This window comes from Neorhizobium sp. LjRoot104, from assembly GCF_964253725.1.
In the GTDB taxonomy this organism is placed as follows: Bacteria; Pseudomonadota; Alphaproteobacteria; order Rhizobiales; family Rhizobiaceae; genus Neorhizobium.
Genome location: NZ_CAXURS020000002.1, coordinates 432,887 through 452,696 on the forward strand (window position 1 = coordinate 432,887; position 19,810 = coordinate 452,696).

The window sequence follows — 19,810 nt, forward strand, 5'->3', positions numbered from 1 at the left end:
AGGCGACATTGGCTTGATGTTCGTCAAAGGTTGAAGCCGGGCGGCGGTACTGGCATATCCAGAGGCTGAACAACCTCGATCCTGTCGTCCACCCGCTTCACGCCGGTGGTATTTTCCGCCGCGACCCGTAGGGCTGTCTTCTCCCGCGCATCCAGCACCCGCCCTTCGAGTGTCACCACGCGCTCGGCGACGCATATGGTTATCGCATCGCCCCAACGATGCTTCACCAATTCCGCCTCGAGCGCGTTCCCGATGTCCATGTCGATCCTTGTCGCAGAATACCCGGCAAGTTCCCTGACGAGGGCGCCCATAATGTCGGACCGGGTGACGATCCCAACGACCTTGCCGTCTTCCAGGACGGGCAGGCGCTTGATATTGCGTTCCGCCATGATTTCGGCGGCGGCCTCGACCGTGTTCTCGGGCTCCACGGTGACGGCGGGGGCGGACATCACCTCTCCCACGTCCTTTCCGAAGGCCTTGGCATAATCTTCCGCCAATGTGCCGCGTGAGGAAAACAGGGTTCGCCAGAGCCCGTGATGGGCACCGGTGTGCAGCTCGCCCCGCCGCAGGAAGTCGCTCTCACTGATGATCCCGAGCAGATGCCCGTCTTCACCCACGACCGGCAGTCCGCTGACGCGCCGGTCCAGCATCGTATTGGCCGCTTCCCAGATTTTCGCCTCCGGCCCGATCGTCGTCGGGTTGGGTGTCATGATGGATCGAACCGAAAACATTTTTGTTCCTCCTGTTCGGGACAACGCGAAAGATGTGAGCCCATGATCGATCGTATGACATTGACCAGTGTCAACAGGCTCGGGTTGACCCCAGTCAATGTGCGGCCGTCCGCAAGCCGGAAGATCAAACTTAAAAATCGGCTTGCCCGATGTCCGCGAGCCAGAGGTGGAGCGATGATATGGAATTGGATTATAAGGTGGGGGTTCTGGGTGCCGCAGACGTCTATCGTGCCTTTGCGGTTATTCAGCATGTCATTTCCGATCTCGATCTGGACAAATGGAAGGCTTTGACGGCGACGGCAGAACTGCGGCACGACTGGCTCGTCGTGAAGGATACACGTGGTTATATCTGCGGCCTTTGTTACGTCTTCACCCGCAATCGCAGCGTCTCCGAACGACGAATGGAGATTCCGATTTTCGCTTCCGTCAGCCTTTTCGATGAGCAAGGCGTCGCAAGACGGCTTTTCGAATTCGCCAAGGCTCGCGCAAAGTTAGAAGCTTGCTCCATGATTCATTTCTGGTCCGCGGGATCAAGGACGTGGAGTAGTCTTGCCGCGCTCGGGGAGGCATGTTCCTTGGACGATGGGCTGGTCTACGATCTGACCACGGATAGCTGTAACGCGCTTCACCCAATCTTGCCGGTGAAGATGTAACCGACGCCGCGCACTGCCTTGATGAGTTGGGGACGTTTGGCATCCGTTTCGATCTTGCGGCGTAGGCGTACGATCTGGGCGTCGATTACCCGATCGAAGGCTTCGAGATGCCGGCCCCGCGTCTCGCCCATCAGGAAATCGCGCGTCAGCACCCGGCCGGGATGTTGCGCGAAGGCGGCCAACATGTTGAATTCGAAGGTCGTTAGCTCAACCTCTTTGTCCTCATCGACATGTAACCGGCGGCGCGACAGATTGAGGATCCAGCCCTCGAAGCGGATAGTCTTTTCGTCTATCTCCTCGACCTTTGGGGCAGCCGGCTGACGCCGCCTGAGGATCGATTTTAGCCGCGCATGCACCTCGCGCAAATGGAAGGGCTTGGCGACATAGTCGTCTGCACCGATCTCGATGCCGATGATCCGGTCGACGACGTCGTCCCGACCGGTCAACATCATGATCGGGATGTCCGATCGGGTCCGGATCTCGCGAGCAAGGTCGAGCCCGTCCTGACCGCCGGGCAATGAGAGGTCGAGAAGGATGATATCGACCTCGTTCTGCTTGAGATGGCGGCGCATTTCCTGGCCGTCGGAGGCGGTGCTGACGATGTATCCTTCGCCCTCGAAATAACCTGTGAGCAGCTTGCATATTCTCGGATCGTCGTCGACGACGAAGATATGAGTGGAATTGGTCGGAGAGGAGCTTATTGATCGAAACCCGGCGTTACGGACTGTTACACAATCGAACCGTCTTTCACCCCCGTCGCATCCGCATGTTACCTTCGCCGGATCAACTGCCGCCATCAAACCATGGAGGCGGTATTATGTCTGCGACAAGTTTTACTGGTGTTTCACATACGCCAAAGGCAGTCCTTGTCGATAGGACAAATTGCCTACATGCTCTCTTCTCCAAGCAGCCTGCCGAGTATCTGGTGGCGGGGCAATCGCTCTTTTTCGAAGGAGACGATGCAAACCACGTTTTCGAGGTTCTCGACGGAACACTGAGGATCTTCAGGATCATCTCGGACGGACGGCGCGTCATTACCGGTTTTCTGGATGCAGGAGATGTCATCGGCGTGTCGCTTCGCGAACACTATCTCTATAGCGCGGAAGCCATTACCCCTTCGACCGTAAGACGACTGCCTCGCCGGTATTTCGACTCCGCAGTCGCCTCCAACGACGAGTTGCGGCCTGAAGTCTTTGCCCAGGTCTGTGATGAGATGGCCGCGGCGCAGGACCAAATGGTGCTTCTGTCTTGCAAGAGCGCCGAAGAGCGTCTTTGCTCCTTCCTTCTCAAATATCTGAAGCGAACTATTGGCCCGAGCGAACGGCCGGCCACTATAGAACTCCCGATGAGCAGGCAGGACATGGCCGACTATCTCGGCCTGACAATCGAGACGGTCTCCCGCACCGTGACGAAGCTCACCACTAAGGGAGTTCTCAGCTTCGAAAATCCCGGTATGCGCCATTCTATCAGGATCGAGCGGCAAGGAATGCTTGCACAATTGGCCGGGGACGGCGATGAATATGGAGACCCGCGGCGGGACCTGATCGTTTATGGTGAGCGACGCCGCCACTAGCGGTGTCCACCATGGATTGAAATGGCTGCCAAGACGGAGAAGACGCCGGTCATGGCTATCGTGCAGAGGCCGGCAGACGCACCCCCGGTTCCACCGCAGGCGATGCCCGAGCCGCTGTCGTTACCGGCCTTTCATTGCGGGCCGCCCTAGGCGCGATTACGCCACAAGTTGGGCTTCAAGCGCATTTGATGAGTGACGAGACAAAGACATTCATGGCGATTGGCGAAAGCTTCGCCACACACGAAACCGTCAACCACTCCAGCCGTGAATATGTCCGGGATACCGTCCACGTCAATTCAGTTGAAGGGTTCAATGCTCGGGTTCGCAGAACCATCGCAGGTGTTTTTCATCACATCAGCCCAGAACTTGCCGATTTGTATTTCCACGAAATTGGCTTTCGCTGGCCCCAGCGCGTTGTAGCCGGCCAAGCCATGCGAAAAAGCCGAAATGGCAAGGAGAGCATGAAAACCCTTTGGTCGCTGGTGCCTCCCGCACGGCAGTTGTTGCAAGCCGCCGGCCGCCAAATGCGCAGAAGCCACGACGGCGGCATCCCCATCAAATCGGCCGTGGCTGTCTTTGGTTGATAAAGGCCGCGTACGATTTCGCACTAATCTTGTTCCGACCCCATAGTCGATGACCTTCATAAGAGACGAGCGGTCGCTGAGCACCAGTTGGGTCTCCTCTTGCACATCACGGAGTTTCACCGGCTTTGGACCAATGCCGGATTTCAAAGTAGACGAGCCGCCCGGCCGCTCCTCCTGGTAGCGCTGTTGTAATAGCTCGACGCCTGCTGAACGGAGCGATGCCTGGACTGCTCCATTGCTTCAGGAAGAGAGATGCCGCGATTGGCAGCTTCCGTTAGGTATCCCGACCGGAGCCCGTGCGCCGAAAACTCCCCAGGCTCGAGCCCTGCCATCGCCGCCCGCTGCTTGAGGATCGCATTGACCGACTGCGGATCGAGCGCCCGCCGCGAGACGGTGCCCCAGCGCCCCATGGCTCGGAACACGCTGCCTTTGTCAATCTTCGCCGCCGCCAACCATGCGTTCAATGCCTCGACAGGTCGGCCGGTCAGGAACCGGTCCTGCTGGGCGCCGCGATGCTTGGGGCAACGGCCGCGGGCAGATATGGATCATTGCAGGAAGCCATGGGAGTCATGTCTCGCCTCTCGACGCTCTATAGGCCAGCGGGAGGCCAGGTTCGAGAGATCCACGATCACCGGTACCGCGCTTTTGGCATGCTACAGGAGGTGGAAAGGCAGATACGGTCGAGTCGCCAAACTGCATCTTCCTGAAACTTCCTCCAAAGCGGCCTCTCTCCGGGATTGATCAATGTCAACCGCTTGAAACTCGACGCGCCCCTAATTATCCGCCGCGCAGGAAGATGACCAGCGTGATGTGGGCGAAGGTCCCGACGATGACCGTTCTCAGCACGCCATGCCAATTCTGAAAAAACATCTGAGACCATTCCATGACCCATCTCCACCCATTGAACGGATTCAGTCTTTTATTGGGCTGGCGGCGGTGCGCCACGCTCGCGATAAGACGGAAGGTCGGGAGCGTCCTTCGCAAGTGGATGGGCTTCCAGGTCGGCGATGAGGGATTTCATCTCACCGATCTCGCGGACCTGAGCTTCAATAATACCGTCAGCCAGCTTGCGCACCCGCGGATCTCTGATGTGCGCGCGTTCGCTGGTCATGATGGCGATCGAATGATGGGGGATCATCGCCTTCATGTAGCTTACATCGTAAACGGTTTCCTGGCTGCGCACGAGCCAAAGGGATACGGCAAAGACCAAAACGCTGACCGCGATAATGGCGGCATTGGCGTTCTTGTTCTTGTACATTGACCACATGAAACCGATCATGATGACAGCCATGACAGCGCCCATCAATAGTGCCATCCAGGTTCTGGTTTGGCTGTATGTGACATGATCGATGGCATAGGTGTTCAGGTACATCAGCCCGAACATGATCACCGTCGAGGTGACAATCATTGCGGCAAAGCGGCGATAAGACATGGCTATCTCCTTCTGTTATTTCACGAGCATCCAGACCGCCATCGCGATCATCATCAGGTTTTCGGTCAGCGAGATGAAGCCGAGCGGGACATTGCTGTCGCCGCCCACGCAGGCGCATTTCAGCTCACGGCGGTCGATGTAGACGGCCTTGAACACCGAAACGGCACCAATGGTGCCGATGACCAGCGCAGCCGGAATTGCCAGCCATAACAACGCGCCGGCGATCATCAGGATACCGGCAAGGGCTTCGCCGAATGGATAAAGGTAGGCATATCGGACCCAGTGCTGAGCCAGCAGGTCGTAGCCGAGAAACATGTTGGAGAAGCCTTCGATGTCACGAAGCTTGAGGATCGCCAGTATGCACATGGAAATCGCGATAAACCATTCTGCGGTACGGACAGTCAGCACATCGCCGAACGCCGCCCAGCTGGCAGCAACGGCCATCAGCGCGGCCATGGCAAACACCGCGATTACCGGCTGGTAGGTGACAGCTTTTGGATCGCGAACCTTTTTACCGAAATGACGAAGCAGATCGTCGTAGCCGCCGATGCGCTGCCCATCGATGAATGTCTGCGGTGTTGTCTTCACACCGTGTTCGGTTTTGAAAGCGTCGGTCTCCTCGTGGGTTTTCAGCCGGTTATCGTCAACAGAGAAACCCTCGCGTTTCAGCAGATCGAGCGATTTTAAACCGAATGGACAAATATACTCAGGCATTAGCATCCGATAAACAGTGGCCTTCCGCGCACTTCTACTCATCAAATTGTCTTCATCTCTTTGCTATCGCCTTGCGCGGTCGAATAGATCCACAAGCTCTTCGAGCTTCTGATGCTGCTCGGCAGCACTTCCGGATGCAATCGCGTCAGAGACACAGTGCGCGGCGTGATCGCGAAGAATTTCGCTCTCCGCACGGCCCAGCGCCGCTTTTACAGCCTGGATCTGGTGAAGGATGTCGATGCAATAGCGATCGTCCGCGACCATGCGGGCAAGGCCCTGCACCTGTCCTGCTATTCGATTCAGCCTGACGATCTTTGAACGCTTTCTTTCACCGCACATCACAAATGCCATACCGTGGGGAGGTATGTGGAACTTAAGGAGGGGCTGGTTTGTTCCCTCCGGGAAACAATGGTTTGCCAGAAAGGTCGAACAATGCCGCTGTTCTGGCTACCAACGTGTTTACGGACATTATGAATAAGCCAATGCGCCCAGTTTCTGCGGAATTCTTGATTGCAAACCTAAGGCGTAAGATGAGTCACGACTATAGCGACCACGGACATGCGCCAAAGGATTTCGGCACGACATTCGTCGCCTGTATAGGCCTCAATATCGTTTATGTTCTTCTCCAAGCCGGGTTCGGTCTCTATTCCGAATCTCTGGCGTTGATCGCCGATGCGGGCCACAACCTCACCGATGTGTTTGGATTGATTATCGCTTGGGGCGCGTCATGTTTAGCGCGAAAGCCACCGGCAGGACGGCGGGCATACGGCTTTAAACGCACCCCCATATTGGCATCACTTGCAAATGCAATCCTGCTACTCGTCGTAATCAGCGCGATCGCTTGGGAAGCCATCAGACGACTAACTGATGCGCAACCCGTTGAGTTTTCGACCATCTTGTGGGTTGCTATCGCGGGCATTTTGGCCAACGGCAGCACGACCTGGCTTTTAGCGTCTGGCAGCAAAGACGACCTCAACATAAGGGGAGCGTTCCTGCACATGGCTGCGGACACCGGTGTGACGGCAGGTGTAATTATCGCTGCTATTGTGATTTGCTGGACCGGCTGGTACTGGGTCGATCCTGTCGTCAGCCTGTTGATCGCCGTCGTCATATTGATTGGGACGTGGGGCCTGCTTCGAGGATCCGTGATGCTGGCGATTGACGCGGTACCGTCCGGAATTGATCTCAACTCCGTGAAGACATTCCTTCTCAATGAGGAATCCGTAGGCGAGGTTCACGACCTTCACATATGGGGTCTGAGCACGACAGAGACGGCCTTAACGGCACACATCGTCCGTAAAGACGTCATGATCGGACAGCGCCTGCTGGCAGCTCTGCCTTCGCGGCTCCATGATCACTTCGGTATCGATCATTCGACGTTGCAAGTTGAGGACCTCCAGACCACAAAACATTGCAGGTTGCGATCGGACGCAATTTTCTGAAAGCTGGAGGTGGCATTGAACGATGTCACTTTACTCGCCTAACGCTGATACTCGTTGCATTGAGTCGGTTCGACGGACTGAAAGGGGATATCATGGAAACTCGACTGGGCGACGCTCGAAATAAAGAAGATAGTGAAAGATCTGTCCGCACACGCGCATCCCAATGGGCCGTCACAGGACTGTTCATCTACGCGTCGATCCTCTGTCTCAGCCTTGGCAAAGACTTCTTTGTCCCAATTGTGTTGGCCTTCCTCCTTGCCCTGGTGTTCAGCCCGATACGTCGATTTTTCGACGGGTTTGGAATTCCTCCTGCGCTGACATCCATCCTGATCGTCAGCATTCTGGTGATGGGGCTGGTGGCGATCGTCGGTGCCATCATCGTACCCGTCAGCGGCTATCTGGAAAGCCTGCCTCGCATCGAAGAGGACTTGCAATTGAAACTTGCAGGGCTATCAGAAGCTCTTTCAGGAGCGTTTGAGGCCAGCCGCCGTTTGGCAGACCTTGTGAAAAACCACGCGGCGAACGTGCAGCAGGTTGAGCTTCGAGGCAACGGCCCGCTGACGAGCGCGGCGCTGATCGTTCCAGCTATGCTGGCGCAGACGTTGCTGACCCTGATCCTGCTTCTCTTCCTGCTCGCCTCAGGTGACCTCTTTTATGAGAAACTGGTGGAAGCTATGCCGACAGTGCAGGACAAACGCCGGGCCATGCAAATTGCAAACGATATCGAGCGCAATCTATCGCGCTATCTCCTGACCATTACCGCCATCAATGCCTCGCTGGCGGTCGTCATGGCAACACTGCTGTGGCTGATCGGAATGCCCAATGCGGTGTTATTCGGGGTCATCGCATTCGTTTGCAATTTCGTGCCCTATCTTGGGCCCCTGGCGAGTCTGTTGGCGGGGACGGCCGTTGCCCTGATATCTTTCGACGGTGTCGGGTTCGCGGCAATTGTCGCAATGACCTATCTTGTCGTCATGACTTTCGAGGGACAAATTGTGACGCCCTATTTCATCGGACGCCGCCTCAGGTTGAATACCGTCGTCGTGCTGATCGCCGTTTCCTTTTGGGCCTGGCTGTGGTCGATTATCGGCATGCTGCTGGCCGTCCCTTTGCTGGTCACCCTCAATGTGTTCTGTAATCACGTTCCACGCTTCCGCGGCCTTGGAAATTTTCTATCATCGAGAGCTGATGTCGTATCTGAAACTGAAGACGCGTCGGCAAATGGGAGTGGATCGCACATTGAACGAATTTCATAAACAAGCGCTGTGTGGGCCCTCCAAGTAATCGTAGGGAACGAAACGCAAAAAGGCTCGTTTCGCGAAAAGGAGATCGGCGGGAAGCTTGCTGTCAGGATCCAAAACGCCGGATTGCGGGATCTGATTTTGCGCTCGCGGAGAATCCGGATGAGGCGGGGATGAATTTATGCAGGACGCGTTTCAATCGGGAGTTCTAGCCCCTCAGGGCATAGTTGCCGGGATATTCGTCGTCGGTGTTGTGGTATTTGGCTCGCTTCTGATTATGTACAACCTAAACGCCAACATGATGCCAACGAACGAAATGATGCAGATGCAGCCCTGACACGTATGAAGACGATATGGTTGGCAAAACAGTCAGAATACCGAGTTCGGAATTTTTGTACGACGCTGAATTCTAAGGATTACTTCGGTGGTTTTTTCCATTTTCGAACTTTCCGCTGTTCTGCTCACTCTGTCGGCCATCCTCGGCTGGGTCAATCACAGACACCTCCCGATGCCTCACACGATCGGGTTGCTCGTCATGAGCGTAGCAGTCTCGCTTATCCTGGTTGCTATCGATGCAGCCGTCCCCGAACGGCACCTTTTCGATCCTTTGACCAGCGCTCTTCTGCAGATCGATTTCAACGCCGTGGTAATGCAGGGCATGTTGGCTTTCCTGCTTTTCGCCGGCTCCCTGCACGTGGATCTTGGAAAACTTCGAAACCGCGCCGTCCCCGTTGCAATTCTGGCGACCTTTGGCACGGTGATATCTACCGTGATTGTCGGCTTCTGCTTTTGGGGCGCTGCACACTTTTTCGGCCAACCTCTATCGTTGGCCTGGGCAATGGTGTTCGGTGCGTTAATCAGCCCCACAGACCCGGTTGCTGTCTTGAGCACTCTGAAAAATGTCAAGGTTCCGCCAAGCCTCGAGGTGGAGATGCAAGGAGAATCGCTTTTTAACGATGGCATAGGGATCGTTCTGTTTACGATCATGCTTTTGTTCGCGACCGGGGGAACGGGTGAGCAAACGACGGCGACGGCCGTGATTGAACTGCTGGTCGTGGAGGCTGGCGGCGGCCTGCTGCTGGGTATCGCCACTGGGGTGGTGGCTTTTTGGGCAATGCGGCTGATCGATGATTATGCTGTCGAGGTTCTGATTTCCTTGGCGTTGGTCACAGCGACATATGCAATCGCCCAAAGAGTACAAGTGAGCGGCCCGCTTGCGGTCGTCGCCGCCGGCCTGCTCATTGGTTATCACGGGCCGCGAAACGCCATGAGCGACAGAACACAAACTTATGTCTTTGGTCTGTGGACTCTCATCGACGAAATTCTCAATTCCGTGCTATTTCTGTTGATCGGATTGGAGGTTTTGGTGCTTCAATTCGACACCAAAGCTTTGATTATCGCGGTTACAACGATCCCGGTCGTGCTGGCGGCGCGGTTGATCGCAGTCGGTGTTCCGGCCGTCCTGTCCTGGTCCAGCGGACTGATGTCCCTGAAGAATGTGCCATTTTTAACGTGGGCAGGGATACGCGGCGGGATATCGGTCGCGCTCGCTTTGTCCGTGCCTGACAGTACCGCAAAGTCAGTGATACTCGCGGCAACCTATGCAATCGTTCTGTTCAGCATTATCGTCCAAGGTTCGACCCTAGGGTTTGTGGCCCGTCGAACGGTGTTGAACAAGCCTTCCGATTGAGACGCAAGCTTGACATTCAGGAGCAGATAACCCGGGAGCTTCTGCGCTACGGATTTTTTCCGCCCGGTAACTCACCGGGCTTGATCACCGGCATGGTGAGCTTCAAAGCGCTGTCGTCAACGAGATCCAGGAGTTCGGCTTCGATTCTGCGTTCTACCATCCTTGCATTTATGGATCGGTATTACAGAATTGCGAGGATTTTCTGCCTCATGGGATGAGCCGCGCTGCCCTACCGGTAAGCCATGTGGCGTTGTTGTAGCTGGATGCTTGATGCACCGCGATGTCGTGACCGCTCCATAGCTTCGGGGAGCGGAATGCCGCGATTGGCGGCTTCCGCGAGATACGCTGAGCCAAGCCCACGGGCTGAGAAATCAGAACTATCCACGCCCAGCCATCTCCGCCCGCTGCTTGATCATCGCACTGACCGACTGCGGATCGAGTGCCCGCTTCGAAACCGCTCCCCAGCGACCGATCCCCCGAAACACGCTGCCGCTCTCGATCTTGGCGGCCGCCAGCCAGGCATTCAACGCCTCGACAGCCTGGTCGGTGAGATAAACGACGTTCGTCCTGCTCGCTGGAAGTCGTTTTGGTGCGGCCGAGATCGATTGCGAGAAAGGCGAGGGGACGGGCCGTCGGGCACCTCGATCGGCGGCTCGACGGTCAAATGCTCGCATCGCAGCCCGGCGACCTCGCTGCGCCTCCGGCCACCCGAAGCAAAGGCGACCATCAGGGTCGCCCGGTCACGGAGATCGCGCAAGCTGTCCGTCGCGCAGGTCGACAGCAGTTTTGCCAGCACGTCGCAGCTGACCGCCTTGGCACTCTTGCGGCGACGCGTCCGGGGCACGGCCCGTACGGCGAGACGAATGGCGGATTTTAGGGCAGGGGAGGTGAAGGAACCATCGACATCGCTGAGCTCACTCCAACGATTTCCGATCACGACCCTGAAAATCGATCGGTCGTTCGTCAGCGAGATCCTGGTTACATCTCAAGGCGCCACAATCGTACGTGCAATTGTCTCGATGGGAAATGAACTAGGACTTCGAACAATCGCCGAAGGAGTTGAGACAGCAGAGCAAGAGATATTTCTCAAAAACCTCGGATGCAACGCCGCCCAGGGTTACAAATATAGCAGTCCAGATTTCGCGGCAGCGTCTGCTACCCACGCAGTGCAATCAAGCAGCAACCGGTAGTCGACGCCGCAGGCCCCTGCGCCGAGTAGCAGCCAGGACGCACATGCCAACGCTGTGCATCGTGCGGAGACGAAGCAGACCTCCTATGTTATTTCAGGGAGATGTTGCGGAAGTTCGGATTGACGGCACAATAGCGGGTAACTCGATCTTTGCGAAGAATACGAAGTCCTTCAGCGAATAGTGCTGCTCCGAACCTAAAACAGCGACACTCAAGTATTCAAAGGTCGTACCAAATACGGTAGAGACCTGGACGATCTCCAGGTCGGCGCCATCCGATAGGAACTGATCACGAAGCGCCCAATAGAACCCGTTCGGTTCGAGATTAAAGAAATCGATCGGCTCCATGCATGCTCCATTGTTTCGCAAACAGCCACTTACATGGATTCGAACTGGAGGCATATGAGGCACTCATTGAAGCCTTGTTTGGTACGGTAGCGGACTTTGAAAAAATAGGCATCCGTGCGGGCGCACTCGAACGTCCGCTGAAGCCATTTGTCGCAGCAACGAAACATTCATTGGCGTATATGAGGGCTCAGGAGCCGCTCCGAAGCCGGAGAGCCTGTGGATTCGTGAAGGAGGTAGCATTAAGCACTAAAGCATTGCCTCTTTTAGGCGGCAGCTTGGATCAATCGGGCTTCGACCGACAAAGCCGATTTCCCCAACCAATGCTTTCACAAGCGCCTGCTGCACCGGCGTAACGGCCGCATACCCGTTAACGAAGGTTTTGCATTCGGGCATGTGGTAAAGAAGGAATGGCGTGCCGAGCGAAACGTAGACCGTCGGAAGATAGGCCCAAAGGCGTTCCATGGAATGCGGGAAAAGGCCGTGGAGGTCCTCCCAGTGCGGTCCGAGATTTTCCTTGGCTGAAACGCCTTCCTCGGCCATTAGATACATGCCGATATCGTGCGATGCCGGATTGATCGGCTCGCCCCTGCGATGAAGGGTTACCTCAAAGCCCCGTTCGCGGAGAAGATCGGCTACCTGAAGCTGTGGCAGCGGACCGGAAGGGCTCATCCGGCTGTCAAGCTGCGCTAGAAGAATGCGCCTGTGCCGGGCCGGATCAAGTGGCAGCAGGGCTTGCGTATCCTTGACCAGCGTAATTGCGGCCTCCGATGCCGATCGCGACCATTCGCCATGCTCGGCGCTGCCGACAAAACGGGCGCGATCCGCTTCGTCCCATGGACGTCCGCCGCTTTGATGCAGCTTCATCGATGCCTTGAGGGCGAGGACACGCAGGACCGCCTCATCGACCCGTTCCTGGGTCAGAACACCGTTTTCGAGGCCGTCCTTCAAATAACCGAGGTCTTCGTCGAGGTCGTCCGGGAACAGGAGGATGTCGCAGCCGGCGGCGATGCAAAGCGGCACGAGATCGCGTCTGGCGCCGCGGGCATTGAAGCCGACCATGCCTGATGCGTCGGAGACAACTAGGCCATTGAAGCCGAGTTCTTCTCTCAGCAGCGTCGTGGTCAGGTCGTAATTCAGCGTTGCTGGCATATGCGCCGGGCTGCGTGCCGCCGATCCCAGTTCGGCGGTGTAGGTGGGGAGCGTGATGTGCCCCGCCATGACGACCTGCACGCCCTTAGCAATGGCGTCGGCATAGATCTTGCCGAAGCTGTCCCGCCATTCTGCCATCGACATCGTATTATGTGTGGTCGCAAAATGTTGGTCGCGATCGTCGAGTCCGTCGCCCGGCCAATGCTTGATCGAACTCGCAAAGCCCTCCGAGCGCGCCCCATCTTGGTAGGCGGTGGTCATCGCCATGACGGTTGCAACGTCGGACCCGAATGAACGGGTATTGACAACATTCGAGCGGAAATTGACTGCAAGATCGGCGACGGGCGTCCAGGAGACGTTAAAGCCGACATAACCGCCTTCGCGAGCGGCGACGGCGCCCATGCGGCGGGCATGTTCGGCGTCCCCGGTCGCGGCTATTACCATCTGGTTCGGATAGGGCGTTCCGGCTGCGACGCTGCTCTTTTCGGAAAACTCTATGTCGCACGACATCAGCAGTGGAATGGCAGTGTGCGACTGGAGGAATTCGGCACTGCCGCGCAGTTCCTGTTCCGATCGCGACGGCATGCGGTGAACACCGCCGACATGGCGCTTGAGCGGGATCGACAGGCTTTCAACGGAAAGGTCACGGCAGAGCGGCAGGACGATCTGGCCGAGTTTCTCCTCCAGCGAAAGGCGTTCGAAGGTGGACTTCACCCAGCCGGCTGCGTCGTCATCCAGGTTGAAAGGATGGCCCGCAAGCTTTTTCAGAATGTCTTTAGTCATCAGATACGCTTTCCCGTTTCAGCGTGGAAGATGTGAAGCCGGTCCTCCGACAGGCCGAGCCGAATCGTGTCACCCGACTTTACCTTGGAGGAGGGGGGCGTCTTGGCGGAGAGGGCGAGAGCACCACGTTTGCACCATATGAGCTTTTCAGGACCCATCGGCTCGACCACATCCACTTGCACCGGAAGGCCCGAAGTAGTCTCGTCGGTCCGGACGACCATGTCCTCGGGACGGATGCCGACGATCACCTTGCAGTCGTCCGCCAGTGGCGCAGAAAGGGCCGAAGCGATGCGCACCGTGTGGCCATCGACGATTGCCTCGTCGCCCTTCACCACGCCCTCCAGGAAGTTCATGGCGGGCGAACCTACAAAACGGGCCACGAATGTGTTGGCAGGCCTATTATAGATCTCGTCCGGCGTGCCCTGCTGCTGGATGATCCGGTCCTTCATAACCACGATTCGGTCGGCAAGCGTCATCGCCTCGATCTGGTCGTGGGTCACGTAGATCATCGTTGACTTCAGGCGCTGATGCAGACGCTTGATCTCGACGCGCAGGTCCGAACGCAGCTGGGCGTCGAGGTTGGAAAGCGGTTCGTCGAACAGGAAGACGCCCGCATCGCGCACGACGGCACGGCCGATCGCGACACGCTGACGCTGGCCGCCGGAAAGCTCCGACGGCTTGCGGTCCAGCAGCGGCTCGATCTGCAGCATCCTCGCGACATTCGCGACGCGCTTTTCGATCTCTGCCTTGGCAACCTTGGCCACCTTTAGGCCAAAGCTCAGGTTGCCGCGTACGCTCATGCGCGGGTAGAGCGCATAGGACTGGAAAACCATCGCGATCCCACGGTTCTTCGGCTCGACATTGGTCATGTCGTGCCCGCCGATCAGGATCTGCCCTTCGGCAACATCCTGAAGACCGGCGATCGCGTTCAAAAGCGTGGACTTGCCGCAACCGGAAGGCCCGAGCAACACGATGAATTCCGATGCCGGAATGTCGAGGTCAATGCTTTTCAGAACCTCGACCTGCCCGTAGCTGATCCCGAGGTTTCGGAGGTGTACGCCTGTCATGATTACCCTTTCACGGCGCCGGATGCCACGCCGCGGACAAACCAGCGGCCCGACGTGAAGTAGACGAGGAGGGGGATGACCGAGGTGAGCAGCGTTGCCGCCATCTCCACGTTGTATTCCCGCTCCCCATAGGTGGAGTGGACGATGTTGTTGAGCTGGACGGTCATCGGCATATAGTTGACGCCGCCGAAGACGAGGCCGACGATGTAGTCGTTCCAGATGAAGGTGACCTGCAGGATGCTCGCTACCGCGATCATAGGGACCGACATCGGCAGCAGGATCGAGAAGAAGAAGCGCCAGTACCCTGCACCATCGACTCGGGCGGCCTTGAAGAGATCGATCGGGATCGACGCGAAATAGTTGCGAAACAGCAGCGTCACCACCGGCAGGGCGAACACGACATGGACTGCGATGACGCCGCCCAGCGAATTGAATATCCCGATCGTCGAGGTGATCCGCACCAGCGGGTAGATCAGAACCTGATAAGGGAAGAAGCCGCCGATCAGCATGACCGTAAACAGCACGTTGGCAAAACGCACGCGCCAGAAGCTCAGCGCATAACCGGTGACAGCGCCGGCGGCGATCGCCAGTACAACGCTTGGAATGGTGATCAGGAACGAGTTGACGAAGCCGACTTTCAGACCCTCGCAGCGCAGCCCGGTGCAGGCCGAATTCCAGGCCTTCCACCAGTGCTCGAAGCTGAACGCGTGGGGCAAGGAGAGGAGCGTGCCCGAACGGATCTCCTCCATCGACTTGAATGCCGTGACGATCATCACATAGAGCGGCACAAGCGCCATGATGGCGACGACAATCAGCAAGGCGTAGACGAGACCGCGGGAAAGCGGAGCGGCAAGGACATTGCGGCGGGCGGGAGCAGGAGCGTTTGCGGTGGTCATTCTACAGCTCCCTTGCGGCGGTTGTTGAGATAGAGAAGCGGTACTGCGACCGCCAGCACGAGAAGCAGCAGTGTCGTGGCGGCTGCGGAAGCTAGGCCGACCTGCTGGCGTTCGAACATATGGTCGATGATGAACTTGGCCGGCACATCGGTTGCGATACCGGGACCGCCCCCGGTCATGGCGACGACGACGTCGAACAGGCGCACGACGGTGAGCGACATCAGCACCAGAGCCGTCGCGATGCTTGCGCCGATGCTTGGCATGATGATGTAGAGATGGGCCTTCCAGGCAGGAATGCCTTCGATGCGGATCGCCTTCCACAGGTCTTCGTCTACACCCCTCAGCCCGGCGAGGAGAACAACCATAACCAGGCCGGACGAATGCCAGATCGCCGCCATGATGATCGTGAAGATCGCCATGTCCCCGTTGACGATCCAGTCGAAGGAGGCGTTTTCGAAACCAAGCTTCCGCGCCACGTCGGCAATGCCGAAATTCGGATCGAGCAGCCAGCGCCAGACGAGGCCGGTGACGATGAACGACATGGCAAACGGATAGAGATAGATCGTCCGCAGCGCGTTTTCACCGCGAACGCCCCGATTGATCATCGCCGCCATCGAGTACCCGATCAGCAGGGTAACCGGGATGAAGATCACCGCGAACAGCGCCATGTTGCCGAGCGAGACCTGCCACCGGGCGTTCGAGAACAGGTTTATGTACTGGGTAAAACCGGCGAACCTGTAGTTCGGCAGCATCGAAGACCGGGTAAAGGATATGCCCGCCGCCCACAACACGCCGCCGACATAAACGGACAGGACGACTATTGCGACCGGGACAAGCGTCAGGGCCGCCTGAAGGCGACTGCTTGAAGGCGACCTCACAAACACGAAAAAACTCCGAATATCTGGTCATTCGGGGGAGGCGGCGAGACGCGCTCCCCCGGGCGTTGGGATCAGCTCGCGGAGAGCCCCTTCGCATAGGCTTCGATGAACTGCTCGGCGGTCAGGCCGCCCTTGGTCGAGAAGCGCGTGATGGCGTCTTCGACGGCACCGACGATCGCCGGCGTGAACATCATCTGATCGCTGCCGGTGGAGAGCTTGGGATCGTTGAAGAAGCGGGATGCTTCCGCAATGCACGGGTTGAGCTTGGACGTATCCGCACCCTTGAGGATCGGAATCGTGCCGTTGGCGACCGCAAACGCGGTCTGGGTCGGAACGTCGGCGAAGGCCTTGAGGAGCAGATCCTGTGCCTTGGTCATCGCGGCATTCTTCGGTTCCGGGAACAGGAAGACGTCGCCGGAGATGACCATGCCCTGCTCGGGATTGATGATCGCGCATTCGTAATCGGTGCCGACCGTCTTGCCCGCGGCGGCGAAGGCGCCGTTCAGCCAAGTTCCGCCCTGCGTCATCAGGGCCTTGCCGGAGATGACGAGATTGGTCGAATCCGGCCAGGAACGCCCTGGCGTGCCTGCGTCGGCATAGTCCCTGAGTTTCTCGAAGACCTTGACGGCAGCCTTGAACTTCTCGCCGCGAACGGCGGACGCGTCACGCTTGTAGATGACCGCGTCATAGGTTTCGCGTCCGGCGATAGCGAGAACGACGGCATTGAACATCAGGCGCTGCCAGCGCGGTTCTCCGGAGGGCGCAAACGGCGTCAGTCCCGCAGCCTTCGCCTTGTCGAGCGCGACAAAGACCTCGTCCCAGTTCTTCGGCTTGGCAACACCGATCTTGTCGAGGATCGGCTTGTTGAACCAGAACCAGTTGGCGCCGTTGCCAGAGATCGGGAGTGCCCAGATCTCGCCATCGACGATGCCCGAGTTCAGGAGTGCCGCCGGCATCTTGGTCTGCCAGTTGTCGGCCTTCGCCGTCGCCGTCAGGTCACGCAGCAGGCTGTTGTCCTGAAGCTCCACGAACTGAGCGCCGGTGTTGAAAAGCATGGCGGCCGGCGGATTGCCGCCGACGACGCGGTTGACGGCCGTCGAACGGGCGTTCGGGCCGCCGGAAATGGCGTTGTCGACCCATGTGCCACCGAGCTCGGTGAACTTCTGGGCGAGAACCTTGACGCCGGCGGATTCGGCCGCCGAGGTCCACTGGTGGATCACTTCGCCCTTCACTTCCTGTGCATTCGCGGATGCTGCGAAGCAGAGTGCCGTGGCGGTGGTCGCTGCGAGAAGTAATTTGGAAATCAATGTAGCTCCCTCCTCCTGAATTCCGAGGGAACCCTATCGCCGCCATATTCCATTCGTCAAATAATGGAATTGGCATTGACCATAATCTAGGATTATAGATGCCGTCGCCCGGCAGGCTGTTTCGTGGCTATCCCCTTGACTTGCATTTCATTCCTCATCGGTACCCATTGCCAGATCCTTGGCGGCGGAGACAAAACGTTGCCCGAGCGGATTGAGCTGCCGGCCGGCAATCTTCTGCAGTGCGAACTGTCGCGTGGCGATATGCTCCACCAGGGGAATTGCGGCCAGTATGCCGCGTCGGATTTCATCGCGCAGAAACTGGTCCGAGAGAATGCTGACGCCGTCGGATCGCTCGACGATTGCCTTCAAAACGCTGAAAGGCGCCGCCTCGACGAGATTGGCAGGGAAGGGGACCCCGTTGGTCGTAAACAGGGCTTCGATCTGCTTCCGAAAGGCGCCGCCCGGCGGCGGCATGATCCAGGTGGAGCCGGTCAGTTCGGCAAGAGACACCTTGTCCCTGCCCGCAAGCGGATGCCCCGCCCTGACCACGATGACGGAGCGGGCGGTGAAGAGCGGGATCTCCTCCACGCCTTCGGGCGTCGGCCTCTGCCCGACATTGGAGATGACCAGATCGAGTTCATGCGTCAGAAGCCGCTCCATAAGCTCTTCGTCGGTGCCTTCGGTGACCGTCACAGCCGCATTGCCGGTTTCATTGAGGACCTGGGCGATGACGCGGGGCAGGATGCTGCCCGTCGCAAGGGGCGTTCCGCCGACGCGCAAGGGCCCCTCGGCGCCGCGCCGCCGGGCTTCGAGCTCCTTCTGGGCGAGCTGCAGGATGGCTTCGATACTTTCGGCGTGCCGGATCAGGATCCTGCCCGTATCCGTCAGGATGGCGCCGTATCGGCCGCGGTCGACGAGATGCATGCGGGTGATGTCTTCGAGCCGGGCGATGCTGACCGACAGGGCCGGCTGCGAGATGCCAAGCGCCTCCGCGGCCTTCTGAAAAGACCCTGCGCGGTCGATGGCGAGCAGATAGCGAAGCAGTCGCGGTTCGAGGTCCATGGTATCCAGAAAGGCAATTCGGTTTCCAGAACCTGTTACAGCGTGAGGCTTGCGGCGACAACCGCGCCCGGGCTGGCCGGTCCCGAAGTCACTTGCCGAGATACGTCGCTTCCCAGCGGCCCGACCTGATGTTCTCCTTCGTGGAGGCCTGCAGCATTTCCACGAAACGCCTGGCGGCCAGCGACCGCTCGGAGTTCTGCAGCAGCGCGATGAGCCAGATCACGGAAAGCCCCTCGATCGGGGCCCAGGCGAGCTGGGTGAGCGGTGAATTGACCATCCCGCAGTAGGGCATGATCGTAAACCCGACCCTGCGGCGAATGAGATCGTCCATCGGGGCATATTCGGTCTCCACCGCGACCCTGGCGCGGCGGCCGATGCGAGCGAATTCCGTTTCGATCAGCGTCCGCAGGCCATCGGGGCGCGGTGTCAGGATGAGCGGCCGGTCCGCCACCATGTCGAGTGTGAGCGGCCGCTCGGGCGAAAGATCGCTGCCCGCCGGTCCGACCAAATAGAGCTGCTCCTGCAGCAGGGGTTCCGTGTAAAGATCAGGCTCCGTCAGCGGCGCCGCCAGGATGCCGATATCGATATCCCGGAAGAAGATCGCCTCACGAAGCTGGAAGGAGTGGGCTCCGCGGACGCGCAGTCGCACATGCGGAAAGGCTTCGACATAGTTGGCCACCAGTTCGCCGGTCAGCACGCGGCCCATGAAGGGCGGCGCACCGAAGGCAAGTCGGCCGGACGGCGTGTCGGCGGCGTGCATGACCTCTTCCGGAACCCGTTCGATCTCTTCCATGATCGCTTCGGCCCTGACGCGGAAGATCTCGCCGGCCGGCGTCAAGGTCAGGCCGCGGCCGGTGCGGCGGAACAGTGCGGTGCCGATCTCCTGCTCCAGCGCGGAAATCTGGCGGCTCAGCGCCGGCTGAGAGATGTCGAGCTTTTCGGCGACCCGCGAAAGGTTGCCGAACTCGGCGGCTTTCAGAAAATATTCCCACTTCCGCAGGTTCATCGCCCCGCCTCCCGCTTTCGCTGAGATATGCATTTCAGATTATATCTGAACTGTCATCCTGTCTATT

General features: G+C 58.3%; 19 protein-coding genes and 3 pseudogenes. 7 read left to right on the top strand and 15 right to left on the bottom strand.

Features of this window, described 5'->3' with window-relative positions; genetic code table 11:
• Positions 1–23 precede the first annotated feature (23 nt).
• The gene (locus ACSQ8R_RS24230; RefSeq protein ID WP_436255912.1) at positions 24–731 is read right to left on the bottom strand and encodes a CBS domain-containing protein; all 708 of its coding nucleotides are present in this window, start codon (positions 729–731) and stop codon (positions 24–26) included.
• A gap of 179 nt (positions 732–910) precedes the next feature.
• On the opposite strand from ACSQ8R_RS24230, the gene ACSQ8R_RS24235 reads away from it, so the two are divergent.
• Positions 911–1,384 carry a hypothetical protein gene (locus ACSQ8R_RS24235; protein WP_436255913.1) on the top strand — a complete coding sequence of 158 codons (474 nt, stop codon included), beginning with the start codon at positions 911–913 and terminating at the stop codon, positions 1,382–1,384.
• Here the strand turns inward: ACSQ8R_RS24235 and ACSQ8R_RS24240 are convergent.
• Positions 1,357–2,085 (bottom strand): response regulator, encoded by a 729-nt coding sequence (locus tag ACSQ8R_RS24240; RefSeq protein WP_436257269.1) that lies wholly within the window; start codon positions 2,083–2,085, stop codon positions 1,357–1,359. The genes ACSQ8R_RS24235 and ACSQ8R_RS24240 overlap by 28 nt on opposite strands.
• 113 nt (positions 2,086–2,198) lie before the next feature.
• Here ACSQ8R_RS24240 and ACSQ8R_RS24245 point away from each other — a divergent pair, with 113 nt between their 5' ends.
• Together ACSQ8R_RS24245 and ACSQ8R_RS24250 are read left to right on the top strand one after the other, a co-directional pair.
• Positions 2,199–2,957 (top strand): helix-turn-helix domain-containing protein, encoded by a 759-nt coding sequence (locus ACSQ8R_RS24245; RefSeq protein WP_436257270.1) that lies wholly within the window; start codon positions 2,199–2,201, stop codon positions 2,955–2,957.
• Between the two features lie 33 nt (positions 2,958–2,990).
• A pseudogene (locus ACSQ8R_RS24250) lies at positions 2,991–3,541 on the top strand (transposase); the annotation flags it as partial.
• A 143-nt stretch (positions 3,542–3,684) separates the two neighbouring features.
• On the opposite strand, the pseudogene ACSQ8R_RS24255 reads toward ACSQ8R_RS24250, so the two are convergent.
• From ACSQ8R_RS24255 to ACSQ8R_RS24270, 4 genes and pseudogenes are all read right to left on the bottom strand, one after another.
• Positions 3,685–4,038 (bottom strand): annotated as a pseudogene (locus tag ACSQ8R_RS24255) (tyrosine-type recombinase/integrase); the annotation flags it as partial.
• 422 nt (positions 4,039–4,460) lie between these two features.
• Entirely contained in the window at positions 4,461–4,973 is a 513-nt protein-coding gene (locus ACSQ8R_RS24260; RefSeq protein WP_436255914.1) for a DUF305 domain-containing protein, read from the bottom strand.
• 15 nt (positions 4,974–4,988) lie between these two features.
• Entirely contained in the window at positions 4,989–5,687 is a 699-nt protein-coding gene (locus tag ACSQ8R_RS24265; protein ID WP_436255915.1) for a MauE/DoxX family redox-associated membrane protein, read from the bottom strand.
• A 63-nt stretch (positions 5,688–5,750) separates the two neighbouring features.
• On the bottom strand, positions 5,751–6,026 hold the full coding sequence (locus ACSQ8R_RS24270) for a metal-sensitive transcriptional regulator (protein WP_436255916.1): 276 nt from the start codon (positions 6,024–6,026) through the stop codon (positions 5,751–5,753).
• A gap of 191 nt (positions 6,027–6,217) precedes the next feature.
• Between ACSQ8R_RS24270 and ACSQ8R_RS24275 the strand changes: the two genes are divergently transcribed.
• The 3 genes from ACSQ8R_RS24275 (at position 6,218) to ACSQ8R_RS24285 (ending at position 10,060) form a co-directional block, all read left to right on the top strand.
• On the top strand, positions 6,218–7,129 hold the full coding sequence (locus ACSQ8R_RS24275) for a cation diffusion facilitator family transporter (protein ID WP_436255917.1): 912 nt from the start codon (positions 6,218–6,220) through the stop codon (positions 7,127–7,129).
• 92 nt (positions 7,130–7,221) lie between these two features.
• Entirely contained in the window at positions 7,222–8,385 is a 1,164-nt protein-coding gene (locus ACSQ8R_RS24280) for an AI-2E family transporter (RefSeq protein WP_436255918.1), read from the top strand.
• 409 nt (positions 8,386–8,794) lie between these two features.
• Positions 8,795–10,060, top strand: a complete 1,266-nt coding sequence (locus ACSQ8R_RS24285; protein ID WP_436255919.1) for a cation:proton antiporter — start codon at positions 8,795–8,797, stop codon at positions 10,058–10,060.
• Between the two features lie 207 nt (positions 10,061–10,267).
• Here ACSQ8R_RS24285 and ACSQ8R_RS24290 read toward each other — a convergent pair.
• Positions 10,268–10,961: pseudogene (locus tag ACSQ8R_RS24290) on the bottom strand (tyrosine-type recombinase/integrase); the annotation flags it as partial.
• Between ACSQ8R_RS24290 and ACSQ8R_RS24295 the strand changes: the two are divergent.
• The gene (locus ACSQ8R_RS24295) at positions 10,924–11,250 is read left to right on the top strand and encodes an EAL domain-containing protein (RefSeq protein WP_436255920.1); all 327 of its coding nucleotides are present in this window, start codon (positions 10,924–10,926) and stop codon (positions 11,248–11,250) included. The pseudogene ACSQ8R_RS24290 and the gene ACSQ8R_RS24295 overlap by 38 nt on opposite strands.
• A 93-nt stretch (positions 11,251–11,343) precedes the next feature.
• On the opposite strand, the gene ACSQ8R_RS24300 is transcribed toward ACSQ8R_RS24295, so the two are convergent.
• The 8 genes from ACSQ8R_RS24300 to ACSQ8R_RS24335 all read right to left on the bottom strand — a co-directional run bounded on the left by ACSQ8R_RS24300 (position 11,344) and on the right by ACSQ8R_RS24335 (position 19,743).
• Entirely contained in the window at positions 11,344–11,595 is a 252-nt protein-coding gene (locus ACSQ8R_RS24300; RefSeq protein WP_436255921.1) for a hypothetical protein, read from the bottom strand.
• 246 nt (positions 11,596–11,841) lie between these two features.
• Positions 11,842–13,527 carry a glycoside hydrolase family 3 protein gene (locus ACSQ8R_RS24305; RefSeq protein ID WP_436255922.1) on the bottom strand — a complete coding sequence of 562 codons (1,686 nt, stop codon included), beginning with the start codon at positions 13,525–13,527 and terminating at the stop codon, positions 11,842–11,844.
• Complete coding sequence (locus ACSQ8R_RS24310) at positions 13,527–14,594, bottom strand: ABC transporter ATP-binding protein (protein WP_436255923.1); 1,068 nt, start codon at positions 14,592–14,594, stop codon at positions 13,527–13,529. The genes ACSQ8R_RS24305 and ACSQ8R_RS24310 overlap by 1 nt, the downstream gene beginning before the upstream one ends.
• A 2-nt stretch (positions 14,595–14,596) precedes the next feature.
• A complete protein-coding gene (locus ACSQ8R_RS24315; protein ID WP_436255924.1) occupies positions 14,597–15,490 on the bottom strand; it encodes a carbohydrate ABC transporter permease in 894 nt (297 codons plus the stop codon).
• Positions 15,487–16,374 carry a carbohydrate ABC transporter permease gene (locus ACSQ8R_RS24320; RefSeq protein ID WP_436255925.1) on the bottom strand — a complete coding sequence of 296 codons (888 nt, stop codon included), beginning with the start codon at positions 16,372–16,374 and terminating at the stop codon, positions 15,487–15,489. The genes ACSQ8R_RS24315 and ACSQ8R_RS24320 overlap by 4 nt, the downstream gene beginning before the upstream one ends.
• Before the next feature lie 65 nt (positions 16,375–16,439).
• The gene (locus tag ACSQ8R_RS24325; RefSeq protein ID WP_436255926.1) at positions 16,440–17,675 is read right to left on the bottom strand and encodes an ABC transporter substrate-binding protein; all 1,236 of its coding nucleotides are present in this window, start codon (positions 17,673–17,675) and stop codon (positions 16,440–16,442) included.
• 147 nt (positions 17,676–17,822) lie between these two features.
• On the bottom strand, positions 17,823–18,737 hold the full coding sequence (locus ACSQ8R_RS24330) for a LysR family transcriptional regulator (RefSeq protein WP_436255927.1): 915 nt from the start codon (positions 18,735–18,737) through the stop codon (positions 17,823–17,825).
• A gap of 88 nt (positions 18,738–18,825) precedes the next feature.
• A complete protein-coding gene (locus tag ACSQ8R_RS24335; protein ID WP_436255928.1) occupies positions 18,826–19,743 on the bottom strand; it encodes a LysR family transcriptional regulator in 918 nt (305 codons plus the stop codon).
• Positions 19,744–19,810 lie beyond the last annotated feature (67 nt).

Coding starts and splice junctions, on each gene's coding strand:
- ACSQ8R_RS24230 (WP_436255912.1), bottom strand. CDS start 731: ATGTTTTCGGTTCGATCCATCATGACACCCAACCCGACGACGATCGGG.
- ACSQ8R_RS24235 (WP_436255913.1), top strand. CDS start 911: ATGGAATTGGATTATAAGGTGGGGGTTCTGGGTGCCGCAGACGTCTAT.
- ACSQ8R_RS24260 (WP_436255914.1), bottom strand. CDS start 4,973: ATGTCTTATCGCCGCTTTGCCGCAATGATTGTCACCTCGACGGTGATC.
- ACSQ8R_RS24265 (WP_436255915.1), bottom strand. CDS start 5,687: ATGCCTGAGTATATTTGTCCATTCGGTTTAAAATCGCTCGATCTGCTG.
- ACSQ8R_RS24270 (WP_436255916.1), bottom strand. CDS start 6,026: ATGTGCGGTGAAAGAAAGCGTTCAAAGATCGTCAGGCTGAATCGAATA.
- ACSQ8R_RS24275 (WP_436255917.1), top strand. CDS start 6,218: ATGAGTCACGACTATAGCGACCACGGACATGCGCCAAAGGATTTCGGC.
- ACSQ8R_RS24280 (WP_436255918.1), top strand. CDS start 7,222: ATGGAAACTCGACTGGGCGACGCTCGAAATAAAGAAGATAGTGAAAGA.
- ACSQ8R_RS24295 (WP_436255920.1), top strand. CDS start 10,924: ATGGCGGATTTTAGGGCAGGGGAGGTGAAGGAACCATCGACATCGCTG.
- ACSQ8R_RS24300 (WP_436255921.1), bottom strand. CDS start 11,595: ATGGAGCCGATCGATTTCTTTAATCTCGAACCGAACGGGTTCTATTGG.
- ACSQ8R_RS24305 (WP_436255922.1), bottom strand. CDS start 13,527: ATGACTAAAGACATTCTGAAAAAGCTTGCGGGCCATCCTTTCAACCTG.
- ACSQ8R_RS24310 (WP_436255923.1), bottom strand. CDS start 14,594: ATGACAGGCGTACACCTCCGAAACCTCGGGATCAGCTACGGGCAGGTC.
- ACSQ8R_RS24315 (WP_436255924.1), bottom strand. CDS start 15,490: ATGACCACCGCAAACGCTCCTGCTCCCGCCCGCCGCAATGTCCTTGCC.
- ACSQ8R_RS24330 (WP_436255927.1), bottom strand. CDS start 18,737: ATGGACCTCGAACCGCGACTGCTTCGCTATCTGCTCGCCATCGACCGC.
- ACSQ8R_RS24335 (WP_436255928.1), bottom strand. CDS start 19,743: ATGAACCTGCGGAAGTGGGAATATTTTCTGAAAGCCGCCGAGTTCGGC.